The organism is Mycobacterium sp. UM_CSW (assembly GCF_000455205.1).
Classification (GTDB): Bacteria; Actinomycetota; Actinomycetes; order Mycobacteriales; family Mycobacteriaceae; genus Mycobacterium.
Genome location: NZ_AUWQ01000041.1, coordinates 34,448 through 57,675 on the forward strand (window position 1 = coordinate 34,448; position 23,228 = coordinate 57,675).

A 23,228-nucleotide genomic window follows, 5' to 3' on the forward strand; every position below is an offset into this window, starting at 1 on the left:
ACTGCGAAAAATCCCGTCAAAATTCGCGGCCAGGTTACGGTCGCGAAGCGGTGCCGTGACCACCGGTCGTACAGTTAGGCATGTCGCATCCGACGGACCCGGGCCCGCCCCCACATCAACCGCCGCCTCCCCAGGGTGGATATCCCCCGCCTTACCCCGGTCCGTACCCGCCGGGGCCCTATCCGCCGCCTTACCCGCCAAGTCCTTATCCCGCGCCCTACCCGCCGGGCCCGTACCCGCCGCCGGGCTACGCGCTGCCGCCGCAGGCCCAGACGACCAGCGGATTCGCCGTCGCCTCACTGATTTTCGGTGCGGTCGGGGGAATCCTGCTCAGCGTCATCTTCGGCGTCATCGCGCTGGGCAAGACGAAACCCGGCGGGCAGCGCGGCCGGGGAATGGCCATCGGCGGGCTCGTCCTCTCGGGCGCTTGGGCGGTCGGCATCGCCGTCGTCATCGTGGTGGTCGCCCTGTCGCCGACTCACACGGTCAGTGCGCGCGACATCAAGGTTGGGGACTGCTTCGCCGAGTTGCCCAGGGGCAACCGCATCTCCTCGGTGGACACCACCAGCTGCGACCGGCCCCACGCGGGCGAGGTGGCGGGCATCGTGACCATCCCCGACGGGCCGTTCCCCGGCGAGTCCGGATTCGGTGCCTACGGCAAGGACTGCAAGGACGACCTGGCGTCGTACTCGCCGTCCGCATTGTTGGATCCCGACATCGACCTGGCGATCATGCCGCCCACCCGCGAATCGTGGCAGCGCGGCGACCGCGCCATGGTGTGCGTCGCGACGTTCACCACCAAGCGAACCGGGTCCATCAAGAGCTGAGCGGCCGAAGCGGCTGGTTTTCGCGGATCCCGCGGTACATGCCCCATCGGACGACCCACGGCATCACCACCCGCTCGACCGACCAGGACGGGAACCGCAACGAATGACCGGTGGGGAAGAAGACCTCGAGCCCGTTGGGCTGGATGCCCACCAACGAACCCCACCGCCGGCCCGGGGTCCGGAAGGCGCGCAGGTCCCGGCCCGCGAACTCGGCGCGAATGTTGTTCGCTACCAACGCATCCCCACGATTGCGGGCGGAGCTGCGGAGGGGGTCGGTGGCCGCGACGTCCCCGACCGCGAACACGCCCCGATGGCCGGGCACCCGCAGCTGCGGCGTCACGCGAACGAAGCCGCGCTCGTCGAGGAGTTCCGGTGGCAGCCAATCGGTGTTCGGGCGTACCCGGCCGATCGCCCATAGCACCGCGTCGGCGGAAGCCGGTGATTGCCCGGTGCTCCAGTGGACGGGGTCTCCGGTGATCTCCTCACCCGAGAAGCCGTCGGGGATCTGGGCGCGGTGGCCAGGGTGCACGCCCACGCCCAGGTCGACCAGTCGGTTCCGGATGCGCCGCCACGTCGCCGGGTGATACTCGCCCAGCGCTCGCTCGCCGGGGAAGTACAGGTCGACCCGCTTGCCCGGCCAGGTGGTCGCGATGTTGACGGCGCTGCTGACCGCGGCTGCGCCGCCACCCACGATGATCACCGAATCCGCGGCGGCCAGCCGGTCGTGGGCGGCGCGCAGGTCGGCCCCGATCTCGGTGGGCGACTGCAGGTTCGGGCGCCGCCAGAACCCGTTGCTGACACCCGTCGAGATGACCAGCGCGTCGAACTCCTCGGCCAGGGGGGTGCCGTCGTCGCGCCGGCCCAACACCGTTCGGGCCGCCAGGTCGAGCCCGGTCAGCGTCGCCTGCTCCGTGCGCACGTCGTCCAGGCGGCGGAACTTGTCGAACGGGATCCAGTAGTCGCGGGCCCAGTCCTCGGGGCGGGACAGCCGGACGCCGAGTTCCTGGCCGCTCACCAGCGCGGGTTTGGCGGAAATCCCGACGACGTCGGCGTGCCGGGCCAGGCGGATGGCGGTCAGGACACCGACGTCTCCCAGTCCGGCGACGACGACACGCTTGCGGCTCATGTCCGGATCACGCGCGGCGCGATTCGCTTGTGCGGCAGCGGTTTTTGGTTGGCCAGGCCGGTGCGACGGCGTCCATCCGGGCCTCCTTACGCGCGTGGTGGGCAAACTGTAACACGTTCTAGCGACGCGCCATTGGGCGTCGGCCTGCAGGGCGCAGCCCATTAGCATTACCCAGCGGCGGGGTACCGCCACGGCACCGAAAGGAACCGCTCACATGACGACACAGGCCGATGCGCATTACCACAATCCGCAACTGATTCCGCGCCGGCTGCTGCGCGGCGGCCAGGTGCACCACCCGGCCGTCATCGCGGAGGCCCGCAGGCGGGGCCAGGACCTCCAGCTGCGCCTGGCCGACCGGATAACCGCGTTTGCCGGGTCGATGAACTTCGTCTGGCTGCACGCGGCCCTCTTCGGCGTGTGGATGCTGTTACTCGAACGCAGTCCATGGCCCACCCTGACCCTGGCGGTGTCGCTCGAAGCGATCTTCCTGTCGACCTTCGTGATGATCGGTCAGAACCGTCAGGCGGCGTTCCAGCAGGCCCGGGCCGACCATGACTACCAGATGGAGGACTTGGAGCTGAAGACCAACACCGAGCTCACCCGCGAGATTCACCTCCTCACCCAGGAACTGCACCGGCGCTATATCGGGCCGCCGAGTTGACAACGGCTACGACACGCGGCGAAAAGCCTTGCCAGGGCGGGTGGTGGCACGGACAACCGCTCTAATGTGGGGGAGCAAATGTTGGAATTGCAGGCGACGATGCGTCCGCGGGTGGACGCCGCGCTGCGCGCCGCGGCGCGCGCAACCGCACCCCGGCCCGCCGCGGCCAGGCGGGCCGCCAAGGACTTGCAACAAAAGCTCGGGCCGGCGGTCGCGGCCGAGATCCGCTGGGCGTTCACGCCGCCGCGTAACTGGCTGATGGGGGTCGTGGCCAACGTCGTCTTTGCCGCGGCGTGGCTGCTGGTGCAGCCGCTGACGCCGGGCCGCCATCACCACGACTGGGCGGTTTTGGTCGGCACGTACTTTTCCTCGTGGGTCCTCGCGGACGTCACCACCACCAACCTGCTCGGCGCCGACCACTACCGCGTCCATCAGGCGCTGTCCGACGGGGTGCCCTTCTGGCGAGTGCTCCTGATCAAGAACCTGGCACTGCTGACGATCGTGGGGCTGCCGACGTTGCTGACGGCGATGGTCCTCACGCTGTGGTTCCAAACGCCGGGGCGCCTGGCGGTGACCATCCCCACCGTCGCGGTGCCCATCGTGTCCTGGCTGGGCGTCGGGAACTTCTTCTCGGTGCTGCACCCGGTGAGCGTCGAACCACTGCTTCGGCGCTGGCGGCAGCGTGGCGATCGTCGCCGCACCGGCGCGTGGATCTTGGCGCTGACGCTGCCCTACGCGCTGTACTACGTCGCCGATCCGATGAACGGCGTCGAGCACCGCCTGCTGTGGACGAAAGTTCCCGCCTTGATCTGGCCGGTGTTCGGGCGGGACACGAAGAGCTTCGTGCATCTGGCCATCGCCGTGGCGGTCTGGCTCGCGGGAACCGTCGGCGCTCTGGTGTGGGTGCGCAAGCGTGGGGTCCAGATCAGATGAGCCTGAGCTGGCGGAGTCGGGCCCTGCCCGCCGTCATCCATCTGACGCGGGCCCGCGCATACCGCAGCGCGCAAAGCGCCCGCGATCACATCGATCAGCGCGCGGCACACCCGCAGTTCTACGGACCCCCGCCGGGGTTGCGCAAGGACGTCAACCTGCACCTGGACCGGGAATCGGTTTGGCCGATCTACACCTTGACAGCGCAGTCGCTGCACGAGCCGCAGGGCACGGTCGTTTACCTGCACGGCGGCGCCTGGGTCAACGAAATCGCTTCGCAGCATTGGAAATTGGCGGTACAAATCGCCGCCGACGCGTGCGTCCGAGTGGTCGTGCCGATCTATCCGCTGGCGCCGTTCGCGACCGCGGCCGAGGTAGTCCCCAGGATCGCCGAGCTGGTCGCCGAGACGGCGATGCCCGACCACAGCGTGTGCCTGGCCGGGGATTCCGCCGGGGGACAGATGGCCCTGTCGGCGGCGCTGCTCCTGCGCGACGAGCACCGCCTGGTCCTGCCCGAAACCGTGCTGATCTCGCCCGTTCTCGACGTGTCGCTGACCAACCCGTTGATCGACGCGGTCGACGACCCCTGGCTGACGCGGGTGGGCCTGCTGGAGTTCGCCAAGCGCTGGTGCGGTGACCTGCCGATGACCGACACGATGGTGAGCCCGCTGAACGCCGATCTGTCCGGCCTGGGACCCCTGACCGTGTTCAGCGGCACCCGCGACATCCTCAACCCCGACGCGCGACTGCTGGCCGAAAAGGCCGCGGCGGCCGGCGTGCAGATCGACTACCACGAACAACCCGGCCTGGTGCACGTCTACCCCCTCACCCCGACGCCGGAAGGCCGCGCCGCGCGAGCGCTCATCGTCGAACGGTTGCGGGCGAACTGAACTTCATACCGGACAAATTCGGCTCGCCGGTGCAATGATGGGCCTAATCGGCTGAGCCGCAGGTGCATTCAACGCCTTCAGAAGAGAGGGAAACACAATGACCGAACAGCCATCCGCCGGGTGGTACCCGGACCCGAGCGGCCACCCCGGCCAAATGTATTGGGACGGCCAGCAATGGCACGCCAACGCGCCTGCCGCGGGCGCGGGCGTCGCTCCGTACGGTGGCGCGCCGTATGGCGTGGACGCCTACGGGCGGCCGCTGTCGGACAAGAGCAAGCTCCTCGCGGGGCTGCTGCAGATCTTCGTAGGCAGTTTCGGCGTCGGCCGCTTCTATCTCGGCTACACCAACGTCGGCATCGCCCAAATCGCGGTGTCCTGGCTGACCTGCGGGATCGGCGCCATCTGGCCGCTGATCGACGGAATCATGATTCTCGTCGGCAAGGTGCCCGACGCGGAGGGACGCACGCTGCGCGACTGAGGCGCACGGCCGGGCCTCGAGCGTGGCCGCGCGTATTCTCGCGTTTGCGGAGGCAGTTCAGTCCACAGGGGAGGATCCGCCGATGACGACGCCCAACCAGCCCGGCTGGTACGACGACCCACGCGACCCCAACGCCCAGCGTTACTGGGACGGCCGGACCTGGACACCTCACCAACAGCGCAAACCCGACGCGCGGGCAGCGCGACCACCGGTCATGCCGCCGCAGCAACCCCCGCCCGCGCCCTCCGCGGCGCCGACCCAGGTCACACCGCTACCGCCCCGGCCGCCCGGGTCTGATCTGCCCTCGGCGGCCCAGACCCGCGCAACGCCGCTGCCCCCGCCGCCGCCTCCACGCGCGTCCGCGCCGACGGCGCCCCCGCGCCCGCCCCTTCCGCCGTCTCAGGCGCCCAATCGGCCGCCCCCGCCAGGCTATTCACCACCCGGAGCGCGCCCGGGGCCCGATTTGCCCGCCCAGCCCGGCTCGAACGCACAGTCCGACGGCCTCGCGGCTGTGAGGGACGTGGCGGCCAGGATGTCGGTCCCCGCCTGGATCGTGCTGGGGGGACTGCTCGTCACGGTCATCTCGATCTTCCTGCCGTTCGCGACCGTCAGCCTGAAGCTGTTCGGCCGGGCCCTGAGTTCGCACGGGGTTGCCGCCGACGGAACGGCGAAGTTCGTCGTCATTCTGCTGGCCGTCGTGGCCGCGTTTTTGGCGTTGCCTGCCGTGTCGGGATCCCGGGTGCCGCCCGCCCGGCTCATCGGGCTCAGCGTGGCGGTCGCCCTGCTGGGTGCCCTCACGTTCGTCTGGTTCCACACCGTGGCCACGAAGAACAACGAGGGCGAAGGCTTCGTCAACGTCACGCCGGCGTTCGGGATGATGGTGTACGCGGCGGCGGTGATCGTCACCGCCGTGGGCGTCGTGCTGCTGTGGATGGAACGGTCGAAGGCGGAACGGGCCTAGAAAGTTCTGAGCGATTCGGTGTCCCGGCCAGCGGTCCTTCGCGGCGCGTCAATGTGACCCCTGTTGTTAATCTGGCGAAATGGACGACAGCGACAAGCGGGTGAAGTCGGCGCTTGCCGCCACCAGTTGGACGCTGCTGGGAATGATGTCCTACGAAGAGGAAGTCTCGGGATACGACCTCAAAAAGTGGATCGACTGGAGCGTCGACCTCTACTACTGGAGCCCGTCGTTCAGCCAGATCTACACGGAGCTGAAGAAACTCGAGGGGCTAGGGCTGGTCACGTCGCGCGTCGAACACGACGAGGGCACTCGCAGCCGCCGGCTTTACAAAATCACCCGAGCGGGGATGGACGCCGTCACCGAGTGGACCAACGAGGCGCCGGTAGATCCGCCCGTGCTCAAGCACAGCGTGCTGCTGCGAGTCACCTTCGGCCACCTCAGCAATCCGGCGCGGCTGAAGGAACTGCTGCAGGAGCATGTCGCGTACGCGGAAGCCAGGCACCAGAAGGCGATGGAAGACGCCGAGGGTGCCGAGGCAGAACCGGCCTGGGCGTATTCGGTGATTGCGCTGCGCTGGGCGGCCAAGTACTACGCCGCGGAGCGTGAGTTCGCGCTCGAACTGATGAAGGACATCGACGAGGCCGACACGATCATCCAGAAGGCCGCGAAGAGCGGTTTCGGTAAACCACGGCCCACGCCGGGGTACTGGCGTGAGATCGAGAAGCAGGTCGAGGCCAAGCGCGCGGCTGACTAGTCGGTGCTCGCTGCGTCGAGCGCCGCGATGTAGCCGTAGACCAGCCCCTGCGCGATCGTCGCGCCGGCCCCCGGATACGTCGTGCCAAACGCGTTGGCAGCGGTATTGCCGATCGCGTACAACCCGGCGATCACGCGCCCGTCCTCGCGCAGCACCCGCGCCCGTTCGTCCGCCTTCAGGCCCCCGCAGGTGCCCAGATCGCTGAGCACCATTTTCACGGCATAGAACGGGCCCTTGGTCAGCGGACGCAGGTTGGGGTTCGGGGTTATCGTCGGGTCGCCGTAGTAGCGGTCATAGGCGCTGCGACCCCGACCGAAATCCGGATCCTCTCCGGCGCAGGCGCTTTCGTTGAAGCGAGCCATCGTCTGGGCGAACTCCGTCACAGGAACGCCGATGTGCGCGGCCAGGCCGGCTAGGCTGTCGGCCCGCGAGGCGATGCCCGCGTCGTACCACGCCTGCGGGATCGGCATCCGCGGAAACAGTTCCGCGCCAAACACATAGCTGTTGCGGTATTGCTGATCGAAGATGATCCACATCGTTTCGATCGGGCTGCCCGAGCGCTCCAGTTCGAGCAACCGTTGACCGAACGTCATGTAATCGGTCGACTCGTTGCAAAAACGGTGGCCGTGTTGGTCCACGATCAGGCAGCCGGGAAGTGACCGCTCGGCGAGCATGACCATGGGCGCCTTACCAGGCAGCGGCGCGACAGCGGGGAACCACCAAGCCTGATCCATCAAATCGATGTCCGCGCCGAGTTCTTGCGCCGCGCGGATGCCGTCACCGGTGTTGGATTCGGCGCCCAGGCTGAAGTCGGCGCCCAGCGACTCCGACTGGAATTTCCACCGCATCTCCATACTGTGATCGAAACCCCCGGTGGCCAGCACTACCCCCCGCCGTGCCGTGATTCTCACCTCGCGTCCGTCGTGGCCCACGATCGCGCCGCTCACGCGGCTGCCGTCGCCGTCGAGGCGCAGCAGCGTGGTGTTAGTCCACACCGGGATGCCGGCGCGCAGCACACCCGCGAACAGCCCGGCCGTCAGGCCCTGGCCACCGGCCGCGTAGCGCCGGCCCAGCAGACGACCGCCCACGCCCTGCGCCACTCGCTTCGCGAACGTCGGAATGCCCTTACGGGGCACCCGAACCACGAGGTTCATCCAGCGGTAGTCAGCACCCGTCGTCGGGATCGAGACACCGGCCTCCAGCACACCTGGTCTGAGTCGGGTGCGGTATTCGCCGAGAATCGACGTGTCCAGTGGCCGGCACTCGCAGGTCCGTCCGGCCGCGCTGCCGCCGGGCTTCTCCGGGTGGTAGTCGGAATAGTCGCGGGCCCAGAAGAGCCGCAGCGGCGTCGTGCGGCGCAACATTTCGACCGTCGCGGACACATGAGCGACAAAGCCGGCGGAACGCTCCGCTGGTGCCGACCCATCGACTACCGCGCCCAGATAGGTTGCGGCACGCTCGGCGGTGTCGTTCGCGCCGGCATCGGCCAGCACCGGTCCGGCGGGCAGCCACAGGGCACCCCCGGACCGGGCGGTCGAGCCGCCCACGTAGGACGACTTCTCGACGATGAGCACCGACAGTCCCAGCTCATGCGCAGCCAGCGCAGCCGACATGCCGGTGCCCGAGCCGATCACCAGCAGGTCGACCACGGTATCGGCGACCGGAAGTCCGGCGGGAATCGTCGTGCTGCGCTGAGTCACGTTGAGAACGGTATGCCGGGCTGACGCGCCGAAGGAAGAGCCCTCCTGATGAGTGGAACAAGCCGGCCCCATTGCGCGGCCCACGAGTTGAATAGCGCACATGACTCTGCAGTCCGATGCCGACGAAATTCGGCTCATAGAAGCGCAGGCCACGCCGACGCGGTTCGCCCGCGGTTGGCACTGCCTCGGCCTGGTCAGAGACTTCGGTGACGGTAAGCCGCACGCGGTCAACGCCTTCGGGCAGAAGCTTGTTGTGTTCCGCAGCGGCGACGGCGACATCAACGTCCTCGACGGCTTCTGCAGGCACATGGGCGGTGACCTGTCCCAGGGCGAGGTCAAGGGCAACGAGATAGCGTGCCCGTTCCACGACTGGCGCTGGGGCGGCGACGGGCGATGCAAGCTAGTCCCGTACAGCAGGCGCACCCCCCGGTTGGCCCGTACGCGGGCGTGGCACACCCTGGTGCAGGACGGCATGTTGTTCGTCTGGAACGACCCGGAGCTCAACCCGCCCCCACCCGAGGTCAGCATTCCTCGTATCGAAGGTGCGTCCAGTGACGACTGGACCGACTGGCACTGGTACACCACCGTCGTGAACACCAATTGCCGCGAAATCATTGACAACGTCGTGGACATGGCGCACTTCTTCTATATCCACGGCTCGTTGCCCACGCATTTCAAGAACATCTTCGAAGGACACGTGGCGACGCAGTACATGAACAGTGCGGGCCGCCCGGACCTGGGTGGAACCGAAGGTGCGCGAATGCTCGGTACTACCTCGGTGGCGTCCTACTGGGGCCCGTCCTTCATGATCGACGACCTGACCTATCACTATGCGGACGCCGACCACCACACGGTGCTCATCAATTGTCACTATCCGATCGATGCGAATTCCTTTGTGCTGCAATATGGCATCATCGTCAAAAAATCCGAAGCGTTGCCGGAAGACCTCGCGATGCAGACCGCGATCAGTCTTGGTGACTTCGTCAAGCTGGGTTTCGAGCAGGATGTGCAGATCTGGCGCCACAAGGCGCGCATCGATAACCCGCTCCTGGTCGAGGAGGACGGCCCGGTCTATCAGCTGCGTCGTTGGTACGAACAGTTTTATGTCGACCTGGCCGACGTGCGGCCGGACATGGTCGACCGCTTCGAATTCGAGCTCGACACCACCCGGCCCTACGAAGCGTGGATGAAGCAGGTCGAGGCGAACATGGCCACCCAGTCATGATGACGCTCGATTCACCCGTCAGCGACGACGACAATCGCCTGGCTGAGATGCCGATGATTCCGGTGGCCTGCCGCGCCTGCGGCGCACAGGTGCTGGCGCGCAAGAGCAGTTGGAACCAGACCAGTGTGCAGTGGACTGCCGACGCGACCGCCCGGTGTGCCGAACGCCTTGACGCGGAGCGGATCTCGGCGCCCGGGAGCCGCGGGGTGTTTCTCGCGTGCTCGGCGCTGAGCGAGTCGATTGTTGACGCGGTGCGATGCGGGGTGTTGTCGATCGTCGACGAAACAGTGCGTGCCACAACCTAAATCGGGAACTATTTCTTTTCCAGCGTGAACTGGCACAAATCGGTGTAGCCGTCGCGGAACAACTCGGCACAACCGGTCAGGTACCTCATGTACCGCTCGTAGACCTCGTCCGACTGGATCGCGATCGCCTCGCTCTTGTGGGCCTGAAGGGCCGCCGCCCACATGTCGAGCGTCCTCTTGTAGTGCGGCCGGAGTCGATGGATCCGGCTGACGCTGAACCCAACCGCCGTGGAATTCTCCTCGACCATTTCCACCGTCGGCAGCCGGCCGCCGGGGAAGATCTCTTCCAGAAGGAATTTCACAAATCGGATATGCCACATCGTCAACGGGAGGTTGCGCTGCCGGATCTGCTCGCGGCTCAACACCACGATCGTATGGAGCAACATCGTGCCGTCGGCCGGCAGCAGGTTATATGCCCACTTGAAGAAGGGGACGTGGCGGTCGTAGCCGAAATGCTCGAGCGGGCCGATCGCGACAATCCGGTCCACCGGCTCGTGAAACTGCTCCCAACCCTGCAGCAGCACTCGCTTGGAACGGGGGCTGTCCGATTCAGCGAACAGCTTTTCGACATAGGCCACCTGATTCCTGCTCAGGGTCAGGCCGACCACGTTGACGTCGTACTTATCCAGCGCCCGAACCATCGCCGAACCCCAACCGCAACCCACATCGAGGAGCGTCATGCCCGGCTGCAGGCCCAGTTTGCCCAGCGCCAGGTCGATCTTGGCGATCTGGGCCTCTTCCAGGGTCATGTCGTCGCGCTCGAAGTAGGCGCAGGTGTACGTCCGCGTCGGGTCTAGGAATAGCGCGAAGAAGTCATCGGAAAGGTCGTAGTGAGCCTGTACGTCCTCGAAGTGCGGCCGCAGGCTTTGCGCACTTTGTCGCATGCGTCCTCTCGCAACGGCTCGGGCAGGGAGTCCCTGCAGGCTTCACGCCGGCGCGGGTTCCCCCGCGACTGATCCGCACCATTCGGTAAGGGAGATTACACGTATTGGGCACCGCAGCCAGGTAGCGAAACAGGGCGAATTTTGAATGCGATCGTGGCGCGGTTTTTGATTCTTGGGCCCGTGATAATTGGCCATTGCCGTTAGGCCAGCCGGATCGGGTCGAATCGACCGGAAGGCACGCGTTCAGGCGTGCGCGCCGCCGTCGACCCGGATTTCCGTGCCGGTGATGAATGCGCCGTCATCAGACGCGACCATGGCGATTACCGATGCCACGGCGCTCGGGTCGCCCAGGATGGCGTTGTCTTTCCCGTGCAGCAGCGGTGTCTGCTTGGCCCAGAGGCCGAGGTCGTACCCCTCGGGCATCTTGTCCAAGGTGCTGAGTGCGAGCGCCGTGGAAACCCCGCCGGGTTGGATGTTGACTGCGCGCAGGCCCTGTTTGGAATATTCGAGCGCCAACGAGTGCGTGAATGACAACACGCCGCCTTTGCTGGCGGCATAGGCCGCCATGTAGGGGTGTGCGAACGACGCCGCGGTAGAGGTGAAGTTGACAACCACGCCGCGACCGGAGTCCAGCAGCGCCGGAAGCGCCTGGCGGGTCATCAGGAAGGTCCCTGTCAGGTTAACCGCCAGGGTGGCGTTCCAGTCGTCCAGCGTGTGCTGGTGGGTGTTGGCGCAGCGCTGGATGGCGGCCGCATTGACGAGCACTTCGAGACCACCGAGCTCGTTCAGCGCCGCATCCACCGCGGCTGTCACGGCGCCCTCGTCGGAAACGTCGAGGACCGCGGTGGTCAGTCGCTTACCGCTGCCCGCCTCGTCGGCGGTGGCCGCGGTGCTCGACAGCCCGTCAGCCGAGATGTCGTAGGCCACGACGGTGGCGCCCTCGTCGAGCAACCGGGCCACGGTGGCCCGTCCGATTCCGGAGCCCGCTCCAGTCACGATGACCCGTCTGTCTGCGAAACGATCCATCAGCCAACCCCTTTCGGTCATGCGAGCTGGAAGGCGCTGAGCGGGGCTTCCTCGGGGTAGACCGCCGGGCCGCCAAGGTCGTATGCGGCGTTGAGGGCGCCGACGAACGCCGGATCGTGCAGCGGTTCGCTGGGGATGTCCAGCTTGATGCCCTTGCCCATGAGATCGTCGACCATCATGTCGATTGCCTTGTCGACCGTAAGGTCGTCGGAGCCTTCCATGTTCTTCTTCAGCTCGTCGTAGTCGGCGAACACTTCGGCCGACCAGTGCACCAGGAAGCGCAGTTCGTCGGTGTGGTGGCGGGCGATCACATCGTCACCGTTCTTCAGCAACCAATAGTCGCGGTCGCTTGGGTCGCCGGTGAACATGGTGTCGAATGCCAGGCCGGCCGGAACTTGTTGGGCCAGTGGACCATTGGCCTCGCCGCGGTGCACCATCATCTCGTTCTGGACCACGATGCCGCGGTTGTTGATTGGCGGCAGGATGCGCTTGGGTTCCTTGAGCGGCCCTTCGGGCCAGTAGGTGAAGCCGCTGCCGGCATCGAGCGAGAACCAGGTGATCACCTGCGCCATCTTGATCAGGTAGTCCTGGAAAAGGCCGGATTTGCCCATCACGCTGGTCAGCCAGGTGGGCGCATTCTCGTGCCGCACCCCGCGAAAGCTCGGCGAATCCAGGTGCCCCGGGTCGCGGTTGGCGCACGGTCCGTTGATGTTGAACAACATCAGCTGTGGCTTGGCGTATTCGGCTTTCCAGTACGCCTTGGCCAGATCCAGGAAACGCTCGTTGTAGAAGCAGTCGTGCAGTTGCGGGTAGAGCACCGCACCGTAATTTGCCAGGTAGCCGCGGAAGGTCGGCGTCAGAAACAAATCCAGCGACGGGGTGAATCCTTCGGGGAACATGCCGCTCATCGTCGCCATCAGCTCGTCGGCCGACGCGAAGTGCTGGGCGATGATCAGCTTCCACGGGCCTTCGGTGCGGACCACGTCGAGCAGACGATCATGCTGGTCATCCGTGTAGACGTTGCCGATTTCGCGGGGCGGGTTGGCCGGCCGTAGCACGTCGGAAAGCTCCATCCGCCGCTCCTCGGTGAGCATCAGCTGTCTCCTTTGCAGTTCTGGATCGACCGATTGTGCGCAGCGTCAGCGCGATGCGGCCGACCGTTGTCCGGTCATCGGGACGTCGAAACGAAGGGGGTAGCTGAACCGTGCCCGCAGCAGCGCGCCGATCTCGGCGATGGCCAGCCGACCCCGCGCGGTGGCATCGGAGCGCATCAAAAAGCCGTGGTACATGCCGGGATAGCGGGTGCTGGTCGTCTGCACGTCGGCGTCGCGTAGCCGGGCCGCGTACCGCTCGCCCCAGTCCCGGATGGGATCGCAGCCGCCAGTCGCCACAATCGCAGGCGGTAGGCCGGACAGATCGGCGGCGTACGCCGGGACCAGATAGGGATCGGTGGGCGCACCCGCGTCGCCGTCGACGAGCGCGTGCATGTAGTCGATGTCGTCGCGCGCGAGTAGCGGCGCATCGGCCAGCGCGCCAACGGAGGGCGCGGACATGTCGCGATCCAGACCCGGATAGAGCAGCACCTGTGCGCAGATCGCGGGTCCGCCGCGGTCCCGGGCGGCCAGCGCGACCCCGGCCGCGAGCGACCCGCCGGCGCTGTCGCCGACCACCGCGAGCCGCTCCCCGTCGACACCCAGTTCGGCGGCATTTCGGGAGACCCATGCGGTTGCCGCGTAGGCGTCGTCGAACTGCGCCGGCGGTGGAAACTCCGGGGCCAACCGGTAATCGACGGCCACGACGGTGGCCACCGACGCCGCGGCCAGCTCGCGCGCCAGCGGTTCGAACGAGTGGTTGGAACCCATCACCAGCCCGCCCCCGTGGAGGTAAACCAGCACAGGGCCGCCGGCGTCGGCGGTGGGGTGGTAGATCCGGGCCGGGATATCGCTCGCCGGACCGGGAATCGCGGTATCGGTGACGACGGCCATTTCTGGCATCGCTTCGGGCAGCGGGGCGGATTCGAGCCCGGCGCGCACCGCGGCCAGCCCGCGTTGTCGCATCGGTGCGAGGGGGCCGAACGATGCGACGCGCGCTGCGGCGTCGGGATCCAGTGCGGGCGTTACCATCTCATCGCTTTGTCGTGTCGAAGCGGCTTTCGGTGCGCAGCGCCGGGGGTCGTTGTGAGGCGAGCACATCGGCTCGCTCGGCCATCGCGGCGCCCACCGTGTCGGGGTGGGTGTGTAGGTAGAAGCGTCCGTCTTTGGCCTGCCGGAACAACGCCTCGGCGGCGTCAATCGGGTCCATTGCCGTGCCCTTGAGACCCAGCATTGTCGCGCGTTGCGCCTCGGCGGCGACCACATCACCGTCGGCGTCGATTCCGCCGGCAGACTCAAAGATGTTGGACGACACGGGACCGGGGAGCACGGCTTGCACGTGAATGTGATTGGCGTGTCCGGTCGACTCGACTTCCAAGTACAGGCACTCGGTCAATGCCAGCACCGCATGCTTGCTGACGATGTACGGCGCTTGCAACGGAATCGCCACCACCGCGCCCACGGAGGCGATGTTCCACACCCATGCCCGCTCGTCGGTCGACATCATCTTCGGCAGGAAAGCGCGCACGCCGTAAAAGACGCCGCTGACGTTGATGTCGATAGTGCGCCGCCAATTGGCTACTGGCGTGTCCCACAGGTAGCCGAACTGTTCGACGCCGGCGTTGTTGACCAGCAAGCGCACCGGGCCGACGTCTCCGTAGACCCGCTCGGCAAGGTCGTGCACGGCGTCAGGGTCGCGCACGTCGCAGACGACGTCGACAGCCGCCCCGCCCGCGGCCCGCAGTTCGTCGGCGACTGACGCGGCCGCCGCTCCATCGATGTCGGCCAGCACCACGGTCATACCCAGCTCGCTGGCATGGCGCGCCAAGCCCGCACCGAGGCCGGAGCCGGCCCCGGTGATGACGGCAACCCCGCCGGAAAAAGCTTTTTCGGCGCTCACGAACCCGCCGTGCTGTCGGCGGCCAGCTCCGAGAGCAGCACCGAGTTGGTGGCGTCGAGGATGACATCCATCTCGGTGAACTGAAGGCCGTTGGCGCCGCGCCGGACGCCGACGTTGACGACCCCGCTGGACACCGCGAACGGCACGAAGTTGGCGATTTGGTTGACGAAGATGTAGAACCGCGCCTGGGTGACGTCGCCGTCGGTGCCGGTGCGGTGCACGTTGGTGGCGTGGTGGCGCAATGGATACGGGCTCTGCTTGCGGTGGTCCGACAGCCATTCCATCACCGCGTCCCGACCATTGAGCTCCGGCGACATCAATTCCTCGAAAGGGCTTGCACCGGAATCGCTTCGGGTCAGATAGCGCACATCCTCGGCGAAACTGGCCGCCATCTCGCCGTAGTGAGCCTCGTCGTAGTGGTACCAGAAGCCGGCGACGAACTCCTGCAATTCGGGCAGCGTGATGTCATTGGCCATAGCTTGAGTCAACTCGGCTTGTGCGCCGGGTGACAGGCCCGATGCCCGGTCAGTGGGACATCGTCCTGCTGGCCCGGAGCGCAGCGGGGCCGCTGCGAACTCACGAAGTGAAGGCATGTTGCTTGACGCTGAAGCGTTCGCGCAACAGGCGTTTGAGCAGCTTGCCGCTCGGGTTCTTCGGCAACGAGTCGACGAAGAAGACTCGTTTGGGTGTTTTGAATCCGGCCAGGTGCTCTCGACAGTGGGCGACGACGTCTTCCTCCGTCAGTGTCACGCCGTCGCGGGGCACGATCGCGGCAACCACGGCCTCAACCCAGACCGGGTGCGGCAGGGCGAACACCGCAGCCTCTTGAATGCCGGTGTGCCGGTAGAGGACCTCCTCGACCTCGCGGCTGGCAACGTTCTCACCGCCGGTCTTGATCATGTCTTTCTTCCGGTCGACGACGTGCAACAGCCCATGCTCGTCGTAGAAACCCAAATCGCCCGAGTGGAACCAGCCGCCCGTGAACGCCTCGGCGGTGCGATCCGGGTCGTCCAGGTAACCCAGCATCAGATGTGCACTGCGGTGCGCGATTTCGCCGATGACGCCGGTAGCGACCGGAACGTTGTCCTCGTCGAGGATCGTCGTCTCCACGTTGGCGACGGGACCCCCGGCCGAACCGGCATGTGCTCCCTGCTCGTCGGGTCCCAGCGCGGAGGCCAGCGGTGCCATCTCGGTCTGGCCGTAGAAATTCCACAATCTCAGATTGGGCAGGCGTCGCCGCAGCTCGGCCAGCACCTCGACCGGCATCGCCGAGGCGCCGTAGTAGCCCTTGCGCAAGCTCGACAGGTCCACCTCGTCGAACACCGGCGATCGCAGCAGCGAGATCCACACCGTTGGGGGAGCGAAGTAGTTGGTGACGCCGTAGCGCTCGATTGTGCGCAGCACCGCTTCCGGGTCCGGTCGCGGCAGGATGATGCTGGTGGCGCCGAGGTAGATGTCGGTGGCCAGGAAGTTGTCCAACTGCGCGCAGTGATACAGGGGCAGCGAGTGAATCTCAATGTCGTCATGGGCCATCTCGCCGGCGAGGATGGTGCTGACGTACTGCCACATCAGGCTGCGGCTGGTGTGCATGGCCGCCTTCGGATGGGACTCGGTGCCGCTGGTGTACATCAGCCGCACCAGTTGGTCGTCGTCGACGTATGGGTTGGGCGCTTCGGTGTCGGTGGTCAGCCACCGCGTGAAATCTTCCCAGCCGGACGGGCTGTCGTGCCCGGCGGGCGCCAGGGCCACCCGGGTGCGGACCACGCCGCCCCGCCGCATCGCCTCTTCGGCCGTCGCTACCAAATCCGCTTCGACAATGAATCCGCTGACCCGACTGTGGCCGAGGATGTAGCCGATCTCCTCCGCGGTCAGCATGAAGTTGACCGGGACGAGGACCACCCCGGCCCGGGCCGTGGCGAACGCCAGCACGGCGAATTGCCAGCAGTTGTGTGACAAAAGCGCGACGCGATCGCCGGGCCCAAAGCCGTTGTTGTGCAACGCCGCCGCGGCGCGGTCGACCAGATTGTCGAACTCGGCGAAACTCAGCACGACGTTGCCGTCGATGACCGCGGTCTTGTCCGGGTGTCGGCGGGCCGAGCGGCGGGGGATGTCTCCGAGCCCGTGGCTGCGCGCCCGCGCGATGATCGCGTCCAGGTCGTGGGACCGCATGCCCGCCACGGTAGGCGCCCATACAGAGTCGCGCGCGGTCGACGTCCCGCTGAGTAGACAGGGACCCGCACATCTGCGCGGACGGCCTCGATACTCGTCGACATGAGCGCTGGAGTCCCCGTCACGACCGAACGCGCCGGACGGGCGGATCTGGATCTGGACGAGCTGCGGGCCAACCTTCGCCATGCGGACCCTGGCGTGCTGGTCGCCGTGTTGGCGCAACTGACCGGCGACCCTGCGGTGGTTGACCGGTACGCACCGAAGATCTCTCATGTGCCCGACCCGCCGGAGCAGGCCGGTGTCACCGATCCCGAGACGGCCGCAGCGCTCGTCGATGCGGTGATCGCGGCGCTGCAGTCACCACGCACCGCCACCGCCGTACCTGCCGATGACCCCGACCTGTTCGCGCGCATCGCACCGGTGGCACTTGGGGGAGTGGTTGGCTCCGATTACATACCGCTGCTGTTGGAGCAGGGCGGGTTCCAGCCGTCACAGCCGGTATTACCGCGAACCGCCAAGCTCCCCGATGGCTTTCGGGTCGCGATTGTCGGCGCGGGCATCGCCGGGCTGACCGCCGCGCTGGAGTTGGCGGATGCCGGCATCGAGTACCAGATCTTCGACCGAAACGACGAAGTGGGAGGCACCTGGTACACCACCACCTATCCGGGCATCGGCGTGGACACGCCTTCTGCGTACTATTCGTTGTCGCGGGATATCAACGGGGATTGGTCCAGTTACTACCCGATGGGCGCGGAGTATCAGTCCTACCTGGTTTCGGTGGCCGACAAGAACAATCTGCGGCAGCGCACCCGGTTCGGTACCGAGGTCGAAGCACTGTGGTGGGACGAAACGCGCCGGCAGTGGCAGATCCACTCGGTGGGCCCCGACGGTGCCCGAGACGTGACATATGCCAACGTCGTGATCCCGGCCGCCGGCTATCTCAACCGGCCCCGGTGGCCGGATTTGCCGGGCCGCGAAACGTTCTCGGGAGTTTCGATCCACTCCGCGCAGTGGGATCCCGACCTGGATTTGACGGGTAAGAGGGTCGCCGTCATCGGCGCCGGTTGCACTGCGGTGCAGATCGTCGATGCCTGCGTGGACCAGGTCGCGCACCTGACCGTGTTCCAGCGGCAGCCCCACTGGGTGGCGCCCCGAAGGCGAGCGACCGACGAGGTGCCCGAATACCAGCGCTGGCTGGGCACCCGGCTGCCGTATTACGCGAATTGGATACGGCTCAAATCGTATTGGGGCACGGCGGACAACAACTACGCGGTGATCCTGCATGACCCGGATTGGGCGGCCGAACACCTGTCGATCTCGCCGGCCAACGACGCGCTGCTGCAGATGTGCCTCGACTACATCGATCGGGTATTCGGCACCGGCAGCGAGCTCGCCCGCAAGGTCACTCCCGACTTCGCCCCCTACGGCAAGCGGATCATCCGCGATCCCGGCGGTTACTACGCCGCGCTGGCACGCGAGCACGTGGACGTTGAGGCCAGCGAGCCCGCCCGGGTCAACGAGGACGGAATCGTGACACCCGATGGCCGGCACATCGATCTCGACGTCATCATCTACGCCACCGGCTACTACCTGGATTTCCTTTCCACCGTGGATATCCGGGGTCGTGACGGTAGGAAGCTCACCGACGAGTGGGGCGACATCCCGCGCGCCTACCGCGGCGGGATGGTGCCCGGCTTCCCGAACATGTTCATTTCCTCGGCGCCCAACTACAGCCCGGGTCACGGGGCCGGCCATAATTTCGGCGTCGAGGTGATGGTGCACTACGTTATGGAATGCCTGCAGTTGATGGCGCTGCGCAAAGCCGCCACCATCGAGGTGACGCGGAGCGCCTACGAGCGCTATGTCGGCGACATCGATGCGACCATGGCTGGCACCGTCTGGTGCCACACCCCCTCCGCCCACACGTATTACCGCTCCGGCGGCGGGCGGATTGTGACCGCTTTCCCATACCGGCTACTCGACTTCTGGCGCGACCATCGTGCTCCGCTCGAAGCCGATCTCACGCTGCGATGAGCCGGTTACTCTGCGGCAAAACGGCTTTGGTGACCGGCAGCAGCCGGGGAATCGGCCGCGCCATCGCCCAGCGCCTGGCCGCCGAAGGCGCCACGGTGGCGGTCACCGCGCGGTCGCACACGCCCTCCTTGTCGGTGCGTGCCGGAACGACCTCCGCGTTACCGGGCACCATCGCCGAGACGGTTGATCTGATCGGGGCCGCCGGTGGCCAGGCGTTCGGCGTCGCCGCCGACCTGGAGGACGCCGAACAGCGCGACGGATTGGTCGACGCGGTGCTCGACCACACCGGGCGCATCGACATCCTGGTCAACAACGCCGGTTTCGCCGACTACGCGCTGGTCGAGGACATGAGCCTGGAAACGTTCGACCACACCGTGGACCACTACCTTCGCGTGCCGTTCGTCCTGACGAAATCCGCTGTGCCGCATATGCGCAAGCAAGGCGCGGGCTGGATCGTCAACATCGGCTCCGTCACCGGCGTGGCTCCGGTGCGACCATATCGGGAATACAACAAGACCTCGGGCGACGTGATCTACGCGGCTATGAAGGCCGGCCTGCACAGGTTTACGCAGGGGCTCGCCGCCGAGCTGCTCGACGCGAACATCGCGGTCAACTGCGTTGGTCCGTCGACGGCCGTGCGTACACCCGGTGCGGCGCAGTTGATTCCGGACACCTTCCCCACCGAGCCGGTGGAGTACCTGGCCGAAACTGTACTCGCAATGTGTCACCTCCCGGCCGCGGAGCGCACCGGCCTGGTGGCGTTCAGCCTGCACTATCCGTGGTCGCAGCAACTGCCGGTGCACCGCCTCGACGGCAGTGGGCTGCTCCCACCGCGCGAACCGCCGCCGACGGCCAACCCGAATATTCTGCCCGCCGGTCTGTAGATCACAGCAATCCCGCCGGCGACCCGATTGCCGTGTTGCTTCGGCAGAAACTGTGGCAGACCCGATCACGCACGACGACTTCGGGACATTCGGGATCGAACCATCGGTCCACGTAGGCCCAGTGAATCGGATGCATGAGGTACGCGCCGGTCAGCCCGTTCGCGTCGGTGAAGTGCTGTTCGAACACATGGGTCCAGGCCGATGCCCCGATTGCCGCTTCCACACGGCTGAGCTGCCAGTCGGTTATCGAGCGTACGTACCGAGGCATGAGTCGCAGGTCCGCCTCGAACCGCGCCACGGTCGCCGCGTCGGTACCGGGCACCACGGTCAGCAGCAAGGTGCGATAGACGGTCCCGGGTTTCGCCGACCGACCCGTGCTGGCGGGGCAACCGGAGTAGGCTGCCCCGTTGACGCGACGGACCGCGGGATCACCGAGGACGTCGTCGAAGAGCGCCGCAACAGAGTCCCATTCGGTCGCATCAGTGAACCGCAGGTGCATGAGGATATCACCGCCGTTGCGGGCACCCGGGAGCGTCGGTTCCACCAGAACGCGTTCGCCGCGTATCTGCGCGGCCGCGCCGCGAAGTGTCGCCAGCACGCGGTCGCGATCTGCCTCGGCGACGTCGAGCAGCCTCGTAACGCTATACATCGCACAGTCCATCCACGTCGTCCGCGGCCGCGGCGAACGACCGTGATCGATCCTGCACCAATTCGGCAATGCGCGACCACCATTCGCCCAGCGCCGGGTCCGGCCTACCCTGCCAGGTCATCTCCCACCACGCCTGCACGCTCGGCAGCGTCCAGGTGACGGTCACCGTGTTCGGCTGTTCGTCGAACCAAATGGGCGGGCTGACCAAGACGTCCCGCAGCGTCATTCCGCGATCGCGCGCCCCGGGCGCATACTCCGAGAGGTAGGTGTCGACGAACCGGCGCGCACAGCCCGGCTTGGTGATCACACGGTCGATCACGAAGATTTGGCCGTCTGCCATTACCCGACCGTATGGCACGCAGCGAACGGCGCGCGTTCGGTTCCCGGCCATCGGGATGCGTTAGGCACCTATCGCCGCAACATGTCAGCGAGCGCGGCGGCGGCCTCCTCCCGGGCCCGGTGTGCGAGATCGAGCATCGGCATCGTCATGAAGCCATGAATGCCGCCGTCATAACGCAATTGGACGGTCGGCACGCCGGCGGCCTGTAACGCCTCGCCGAACATCAGGCCCTCGTCGCGTAACGGATCGTGCCCGGCGATGACCATCACGGCGGGTGGCAGCCCATCCAGCTCGGCGTTCATGGGTGTTGCATACGGGTGCTCTCGGTCGGCGAGCGCCGGCACGTACTGATCCCAATACCACTGCAGCGCTGGCCTCGGGTTGTAGAAGCCGTGGCCGAATAACCGATAGGACTCGTTGTGGAAGTTTGCCGCCACAACCGGGTAGATCAGGAACTGGGCAGCCAGCGGGGGATTGCCTCGGTCGCGTGCCATCAGCGCGGTGACGGCGGCCAGGTTGCCACCGGCGCTATCGCCGCCCACCGCCAGGCGGTCGGCTTCGCCGCCGAGGTCGGACGCGTTGCGCGCCGCCCATCGGGCGACGGTGTACACATCGTCGGCCGCTGCCGGCCAGCGGTGCTCCGGCGCCAACCGGTAGTCCACCGAGATCACCACGGCGGGAATGTGATTCGCGATGTCGCGGCAAAGCGCGTCGTGGCTGTCCAGGTCGCAGAACACGAAACCTCCGCCGTGGGCGTACACAAGAATCGGCAGGCTGGTGTCCCGGCTTTCGGGCCGGTAGACGCGGACCGGAATGTCGCCGCCGGGCCCGTCGATCGTGCAGTCGCGAACCTCGGCGACGGGCTGAGGCTTGGCGGGTGGCACGAACCTGGATCGGATCAGCGCCCGGGCCTCCGCACCGGTCATGGTGTGCACCGGCGGGAAGCCGGCGTCGAGCATGTCGATCAGCGGCGCGATCTGCGGATCGAGGGTCACGCGTACTGGAGCGCCGGACGAACCGGGCGCAACGGCCTCAGCGGCTGCAGCGTCGGCGCGACGCGCTGGGGGCCGTCCTCGACGTTCCGCCAGATGCCCATCGCGGTCATGCGCACGGGCGCGGCCAGTCGCTGGTCGAACATCATGCGGTTCATCGGACCACACACCGAGACGGCCGCAACCGCCTCACCGGCCCCGCCGATCGGCGCTGCCACGCAACCGAATCCGAGCAGCGACTCCTCCCGTTCGAAGGCGACCCCGTGGGCGCGTACCTTGGCCAGCTCGACCGCGAGCTGCGCGCCACTGGAGATCGAGTATTTCGTCTTGCGAACCCGCAGATCGAGCTGGGCATCGTCGTCACGGTAGGCGAGGATCGCCTTCCCGACAGCGGTACAGTGCGCGGGCTGGCGACCGCCCACACGGGTTGGTATCCGCTGATCGCCGATCTTGTCCAGGTAGACGACGTCCGCACCGTCAAGGACCGCCAAGTGCACGACAAGCCCTGTGGCGCGGTGTAATTCGCCGAGCAAGGGGCCGGCCGCCCGCACCAGGCGATCCTGGTGCACGGCCAGCGACCCCAGCTCCACCAGGCGCATGCCCAGCTCGTAATCGCGGCCGCTGCGGCGAAGCCACCGCAGCTGCACCAGGCGTTCAAGCATGCGGTGCGCCGACGACCGCGGCAGGCCGGTGCGGCGCACGATCTGTGCCAGCGTCAGCCGGCCCGGTCCGTCGAATGCGTCGAGGACCAGTGAGATGCGGTCGATGACGGCCGTCGGGGTCTCGACACTCTTGACGGCTGATGTCATCGGTCCTCCATGTATCTAGCAGGCATATTACTAATAGTCATATAGTTCTAGCACACAGATGTGGCCGCTGTCACGCACGCGGCCGTGATACGCAATGGGACGGCGGAATTTGCCGCGATGTTTTCGTCGGGTGCCGTTGGCGCCTTTATCCGCGAAATACGTCGAGCGAGCCGACGTGGGCGCGATTGGTCTTCAACCGCTCCTGCAATTCCCACGTTCCGTCGGAGCGCCGGTGCCACGTGTCCCTGTAGTCGCCGAGCATGTAAAACCTTGTCGCGGGGTCTGCGTCCGAGCTCAGGTGAACATCGTGGACGTAGGCACGAGTGATCGCGGTGTCGCCGTCGACATCGATGACCACGTTGGCGAGAAGGTGTTGGGTCGGACCGCAATTGTCGAGGAAGCCGCGGATCAGCTCGATCATCGCCGCGCTTCCGCGCAAGCGGCCGGTCCCGAAGTCGCCCTCGGCGTCATCGGCCAAGATCTCGGCCATCGCCGCCCAGTCGCGATCGTCCATCGCGCGGGCGAACTGTTTCAACGCTCGTTCGATGTCTCGTTCATCGAGCAGGATTCGCAGTCGATCGCTGTCCATGGGT

25 protein-coding genes are annotated in these 23,228 nt (G+C 66.6%); 11 read left to right on the forward strand and 14 right to left on the reverse strand.

All coding sequences use genetic code 11. The annotated features are described in order from the left end of the window. Positions 1-80 precede the first annotated feature (80 nt). On the forward strand, positions 81-827 hold the full coding sequence (locus tag N415_RS33255) for a DUF4190 domain-containing protein (RefSeq protein ID WP_068183750.1): 747 nt from the start codon (positions 81-83) through the stop codon (positions 825-827). Here N415_RS33255 and N415_RS16130 read toward each other — a convergent pair. Next, the gene (locus tag N415_RS16130) at positions 817-1,953 is read right to left on the reverse strand and encodes an FAD-dependent oxidoreductase (RefSeq protein ID WP_068183753.1); all 1,137 of its coding nucleotides are present in this window, start codon (positions 1,951-1,953) and stop codon (positions 817-819) included. The genes N415_RS33255 and N415_RS16130 overlap by 11 nt on opposite strands. A 214-nt stretch (positions 1,954-2,167) precedes the next feature. Between N415_RS16130 and N415_RS16135 the strand changes: the two genes are divergently transcribed. The 6 genes from N415_RS16135 (at position 2,168) to N415_RS16160 (ending at position 6,627) form a co-directional block, all read left to right on the forward strand. Continuing rightward, the gene (locus N415_RS16135) at positions 2,168-2,614 is read left to right on the forward strand and encodes a DUF1003 domain-containing protein (RefSeq protein WP_081665301.1); all 447 of its coding nucleotides are present in this window, start codon (positions 2,168-2,170) and stop codon (positions 2,612-2,614) included. A gap of 78 nt (positions 2,615-2,692) precedes the next feature. Further along, positions 2,693-3,547, forward strand: coding sequence for a hypothetical protein (locus N415_RS16140; protein ID WP_068183756.1), 855 nt, complete (start codon positions 2,693-2,695; stop codon positions 3,545-3,547). After that, complete coding sequence (locus N415_RS16145) at positions 3,544-4,434, forward strand: alpha/beta hydrolase fold domain-containing protein (protein WP_068183758.1); 891 nt, start codon at positions 3,544-3,546, stop codon at positions 4,432-4,434. The genes N415_RS16140 and N415_RS16145 overlap by 4 nt, the downstream gene beginning before the upstream one ends. Before the next feature lie 97 nt (positions 4,435-4,531). Beyond that, complete coding sequence (locus tag N415_RS16150; RefSeq protein WP_081665302.1) at positions 4,532-4,912, forward strand: NINE protein; 381 nt, start codon at positions 4,532-4,534, stop codon at positions 4,910-4,912. A gap of 82 nt (positions 4,913-4,994) precedes the next feature. Beyond that, positions 4,995-5,873 (forward strand): DUF2510 domain-containing protein, encoded by an 879-nt coding sequence (locus N415_RS33260; protein ID WP_152531424.1) that lies wholly within the window; start codon positions 4,995-4,997, stop codon positions 5,871-5,873. A gap of 79 nt (positions 5,874-5,952) precedes the next feature. Then, positions 5,953-6,627 (forward strand): PadR family transcriptional regulator, encoded by a 675-nt coding sequence (locus tag N415_RS16160; RefSeq protein ID WP_068183764.1) that lies wholly within the window; start codon positions 5,953-5,955, stop codon positions 6,625-6,627. Here N415_RS16160 and N415_RS16165 read toward each other — a convergent pair. Next, on the reverse strand, positions 6,624-8,327 hold the full coding sequence (locus N415_RS16165) for a 3-ketosteroid-delta-1-dehydrogenase (RefSeq protein ID WP_068183766.1): 1,704 nt from the start codon (positions 8,325-8,327) through the stop codon (positions 6,624-6,626). The two genes, N415_RS16160 and N415_RS16165, sit on opposite strands and share 4 nt — an antisense overlap. A gap of 100 nt (positions 8,328-8,427) precedes the next feature. Between N415_RS16165 and N415_RS16170 the strand changes: the two genes are divergently transcribed. Together N415_RS16170 and N415_RS16175 are read left to right on the forward strand one after the other, a co-directional pair. Further along, complete coding sequence (locus tag N415_RS16170) at positions 8,428-9,552, forward strand: Rieske 2Fe-2S domain-containing protein (RefSeq protein WP_068183769.1); 1,125 nt, start codon at positions 8,428-8,430, stop codon at positions 9,550-9,552. Further along, positions 9,552-9,857: a ferredoxin gene (locus N415_RS16175; RefSeq protein ID WP_068183771.1), complete on the forward strand. Its 306-nt coding sequence runs from the start codon at positions 9,552-9,554 to the stop codon at positions 9,855-9,857. The genes N415_RS16170 and N415_RS16175 overlap by 1 nt, the downstream gene beginning before the upstream one ends. Before the next feature lie 8 nt (positions 9,858-9,865). Here N415_RS16175 and N415_RS16180 read toward each other — a convergent pair whose 3' ends face one another. The 7 genes from N415_RS16180 to N415_RS16210 form a co-directional block, all read right to left on the reverse strand. Next, on the reverse strand, positions 9,866-10,741 hold the full coding sequence (locus N415_RS16180; protein WP_068183774.1) for a cyclopropane mycolic acid synthase family methyltransferase: 876 nt from the start codon (positions 10,739-10,741) through the stop codon (positions 9,866-9,868). 243 nt (positions 10,742-10,984) lie between these two features. Next, positions 10,985-11,767 (reverse strand): SDR family oxidoreductase, encoded by a 783-nt coding sequence (locus N415_RS16185; protein ID WP_068183777.1) that lies wholly within the window; start codon positions 11,765-11,767, stop codon positions 10,985-10,987. A gap of 17 nt (positions 11,768-11,784) precedes the next feature. Continuing rightward, positions 11,785-12,861, reverse strand: coding sequence for a hypothetical protein (locus tag N415_RS16190; protein WP_068183780.1), 1,077 nt, complete (start codon positions 12,859-12,861; stop codon positions 11,785-11,787). 45 nt (positions 12,862-12,906) lie between these two features. Further along, on the reverse strand, positions 12,907-13,890 hold the full coding sequence (locus tag N415_RS16195) for an alpha/beta hydrolase (RefSeq protein ID WP_068183783.1): 984 nt from the start codon (positions 13,888-13,890) through the stop codon (positions 12,907-12,909). A gap of 1 nt (position 13,891) precedes the next feature. Then, positions 13,892-14,758, reverse strand: coding sequence for an SDR family NAD(P)-dependent oxidoreductase (locus N415_RS16200; protein ID WP_068183786.1), 867 nt, complete (start codon positions 14,756-14,758; stop codon positions 13,892-13,894). After that, positions 14,755-15,234 carry a nuclear transport factor 2 family protein gene (locus N415_RS32785; protein WP_068183789.1) on the reverse strand — a complete coding sequence of 160 codons (480 nt, stop codon included), beginning with the start codon at positions 15,232-15,234 and terminating at the stop codon, positions 14,755-14,757. The genes N415_RS16200 and N415_RS32785 overlap by 4 nt, the downstream gene beginning before the upstream one ends. A gap of 100 nt (positions 15,235-15,334) precedes the next feature. Continuing rightward, on the reverse strand, positions 15,335-16,927 hold the full coding sequence (locus N415_RS16210; RefSeq protein WP_068184016.1) for an acyl-CoA synthetase: 1,593 nt from the start codon (positions 16,925-16,927) through the stop codon (positions 15,335-15,337). 102 nt (positions 16,928-17,029) lie between these two features. On the opposite strand from N415_RS16210, the gene N415_RS16215 reads away from it, so the two are divergent. Next, positions 17,030-18,961, forward strand: a complete 1,932-nt coding sequence (locus N415_RS16215; RefSeq protein WP_068183792.1) for an NAD(P)/FAD-dependent oxidoreductase — start codon at positions 17,030-17,032, stop codon at positions 18,959-18,961. Then, positions 18,958-19,845 (forward strand): SDR family oxidoreductase, encoded by an 888-nt coding sequence (locus N415_RS16220; protein ID WP_068183795.1) that lies wholly within the window; start codon positions 18,958-18,960, stop codon positions 19,843-19,845. The genes N415_RS16215 and N415_RS16220 overlap by 4 nt, the downstream gene beginning before the upstream one ends. Before the next feature lies 1 nt (position 19,846). Here the strand turns inward: N415_RS16220 and N415_RS16225 are convergent, their stop codons facing one another. The 5 genes from N415_RS16225 to N415_RS16245 all read right to left on the reverse strand — a co-directional run bounded on the left by N415_RS16225 (position 19,847) and on the right by N415_RS16245 (position 23,224). Beyond that, positions 19,847-20,494, reverse strand: a complete 648-nt coding sequence (locus N415_RS16225) for a Dabb family protein (protein WP_068183798.1) — start codon at positions 20,492-20,494, stop codon at positions 19,847-19,849. Next, positions 20,487-20,834, reverse strand: coding sequence for a hypothetical protein (locus N415_RS16230; RefSeq protein WP_068183800.1), 348 nt, complete (start codon positions 20,832-20,834; stop codon positions 20,487-20,489). Before N415_RS16230 ends, N415_RS16225 begins: the two co-directional genes overlap by 8 nt. Before the next feature lie 68 nt (positions 20,835-20,902). Beyond that, positions 20,903-21,829: an alpha/beta hydrolase gene (locus tag N415_RS16235; RefSeq protein ID WP_068183803.1), complete on the reverse strand. Its 927-nt coding sequence runs from the start codon at positions 21,827-21,829 to the stop codon at positions 20,903-20,905. Beyond that, complete coding sequence (locus N415_RS16240) at positions 21,826-22,635, reverse strand: IclR family transcriptional regulator (protein ID WP_068183807.1); 810 nt, start codon at positions 22,633-22,635, stop codon at positions 21,826-21,828. Before N415_RS16240 ends, N415_RS16235 begins: the two co-directional genes overlap by 4 nt. 145 nt (positions 22,636-22,780) lie before the next feature. Further along, on the reverse strand, positions 22,781-23,224 hold the full coding sequence (locus tag N415_RS16245; RefSeq protein WP_068183810.1) for a nuclear transport factor 2 family protein: 444 nt from the start codon (positions 23,222-23,224) through the stop codon (positions 22,781-22,783). Positions 23,225-23,228 lie beyond the last annotated feature (4 nt).

Excerpts from the sequence above, each read along its gene's own strand:
- N415_RS16175 (WP_068183771.1), top strand. The coding sequence starts at position 9,552 with ATGACGCTCGATTCACCCGTCAGCGACGACGACAATCGCCTGGCTGAG.
- N415_RS16170 (WP_068183769.1), top strand. The coding sequence starts at position 8,428 with ATGACTCTGCAGTCCGATGCCGACGAAATTCGGCTCATAGAAGCGCAG.
- N415_RS16145 (WP_068183758.1), top strand. The coding sequence starts at position 3,544 with ATGAGCCTGAGCTGGCGGAGTCGGGCCCTGCCCGCCGTCATCCATCTG.
- N415_RS16215 (WP_068183792.1), top strand. The coding sequence starts at position 17,030 with ATGAGCGCTGGAGTCCCCGTCACGACCGAACGCGCCGGACGGGCGGAT.
- N415_RS16230 (WP_068183800.1), bottom strand. The coding sequence starts at position 20,834 with ATGGCAGACGGCCAAATCTTCGTGATCGACCGTGTGATCACCAAGCCG.
- N415_RS16185 (WP_068183777.1), bottom strand. The coding sequence starts at position 11,767 with ATGGATCGTTTCGCAGACAGACGGGTCATCGTGACTGGAGCGGGCTCC.
- N415_RS16150 (WP_081665302.1), top strand. The coding sequence starts at position 4,532 with ATGACCGAACAGCCATCCGCCGGGTGGTACCCGGACCCGAGCGGCCAC.
- N415_RS16130 (WP_068183753.1), bottom strand. The coding sequence starts at position 1,953 with ATGAGCCGCAAGCGTGTCGTCGTCGCCGGACTGGGAGACGTCGGTGTC.
- N415_RS16180 (WP_068183774.1), bottom strand. The coding sequence starts at position 10,741 with ATGCGACAAAGTGCGCAAAGCCTGCGGCCGCACTTCGAGGACGTACAG.
- N415_RS16190 (WP_068183780.1), bottom strand. The coding sequence starts at position 12,861 with ATGCTCACCGAGGAGCGGCGGATGGAGCTTTCCGACGTGCTACGGCCG.
- N415_RS16225 (WP_068183798.1), bottom strand. The coding sequence starts at position 20,494 with ATGTATAGCGTTACGAGGCTGCTCGACGTCGCCGAGGCAGATCGCGAC.
- N415_RS16245 (WP_068183810.1), bottom strand. The coding sequence starts at position 23,224 with ATGGACAGCGATCGACTGCGAATCCTGCTCGATGAACGAGACATCGAA.
- N415_RS16220 (WP_068183795.1), top strand. The coding sequence starts at position 18,958 with ATGAGCCGGTTACTCTGCGGCAAAACGGCTTTGGTGACCGGCAGCAGC.
- N415_RS16210 (WP_068184016.1), bottom strand. The coding sequence starts at position 16,927 with ATGCGGTCCCACGACCTGGACGCGATCATCGCGCGGGCGCGCAGCCAC.
- N415_RS32785 (WP_068183789.1), bottom strand. The coding sequence starts at position 15,234 with ATGGCCAATGACATCACGCTGCCCGAATTGCAGGAGTTCGTCGCCGGC.
- N415_RS33260 (WP_152531424.1), top strand. The coding sequence starts at position 4,995 with ATGACGACGCCCAACCAGCCCGGCTGGTACGACGACCCACGCGACCCC.
- N415_RS16140 (WP_068183756.1), top strand. The coding sequence starts at position 2,693 with ATGTTGGAATTGCAGGCGACGATGCGTCCGCGGGTGGACGCCGCGCTG.
- N415_RS16135 (WP_081665301.1), top strand. The coding sequence starts at position 2,168 with ATGACGACACAGGCCGATGCGCATTACCACAATCCGCAACTGATTCCG.
- N415_RS16240 (WP_068183807.1), bottom strand. The coding sequence starts at position 22,635 with ATGACATCAGCCGTCAAGAGTGTCGAGACCCCGACGGCCGTCATCGAC.
- N415_RS16160 (WP_068183764.1), top strand. The coding sequence starts at position 5,953 with ATGGACGACAGCGACAAGCGGGTGAAGTCGGCGCTTGCCGCCACCAGT.
- N415_RS33255 (WP_068183750.1), top strand. The coding sequence starts at position 81 with ATGTCGCATCCGACGGACCCGGGCCCGCCCCCACATCAACCGCCGCCT.
- N415_RS16195 (WP_068183783.1), bottom strand. The coding sequence starts at position 13,890 with ATGGTAACGCCCGCACTGGATCCCGACGCCGCAGCGCGCGTCGCATCG.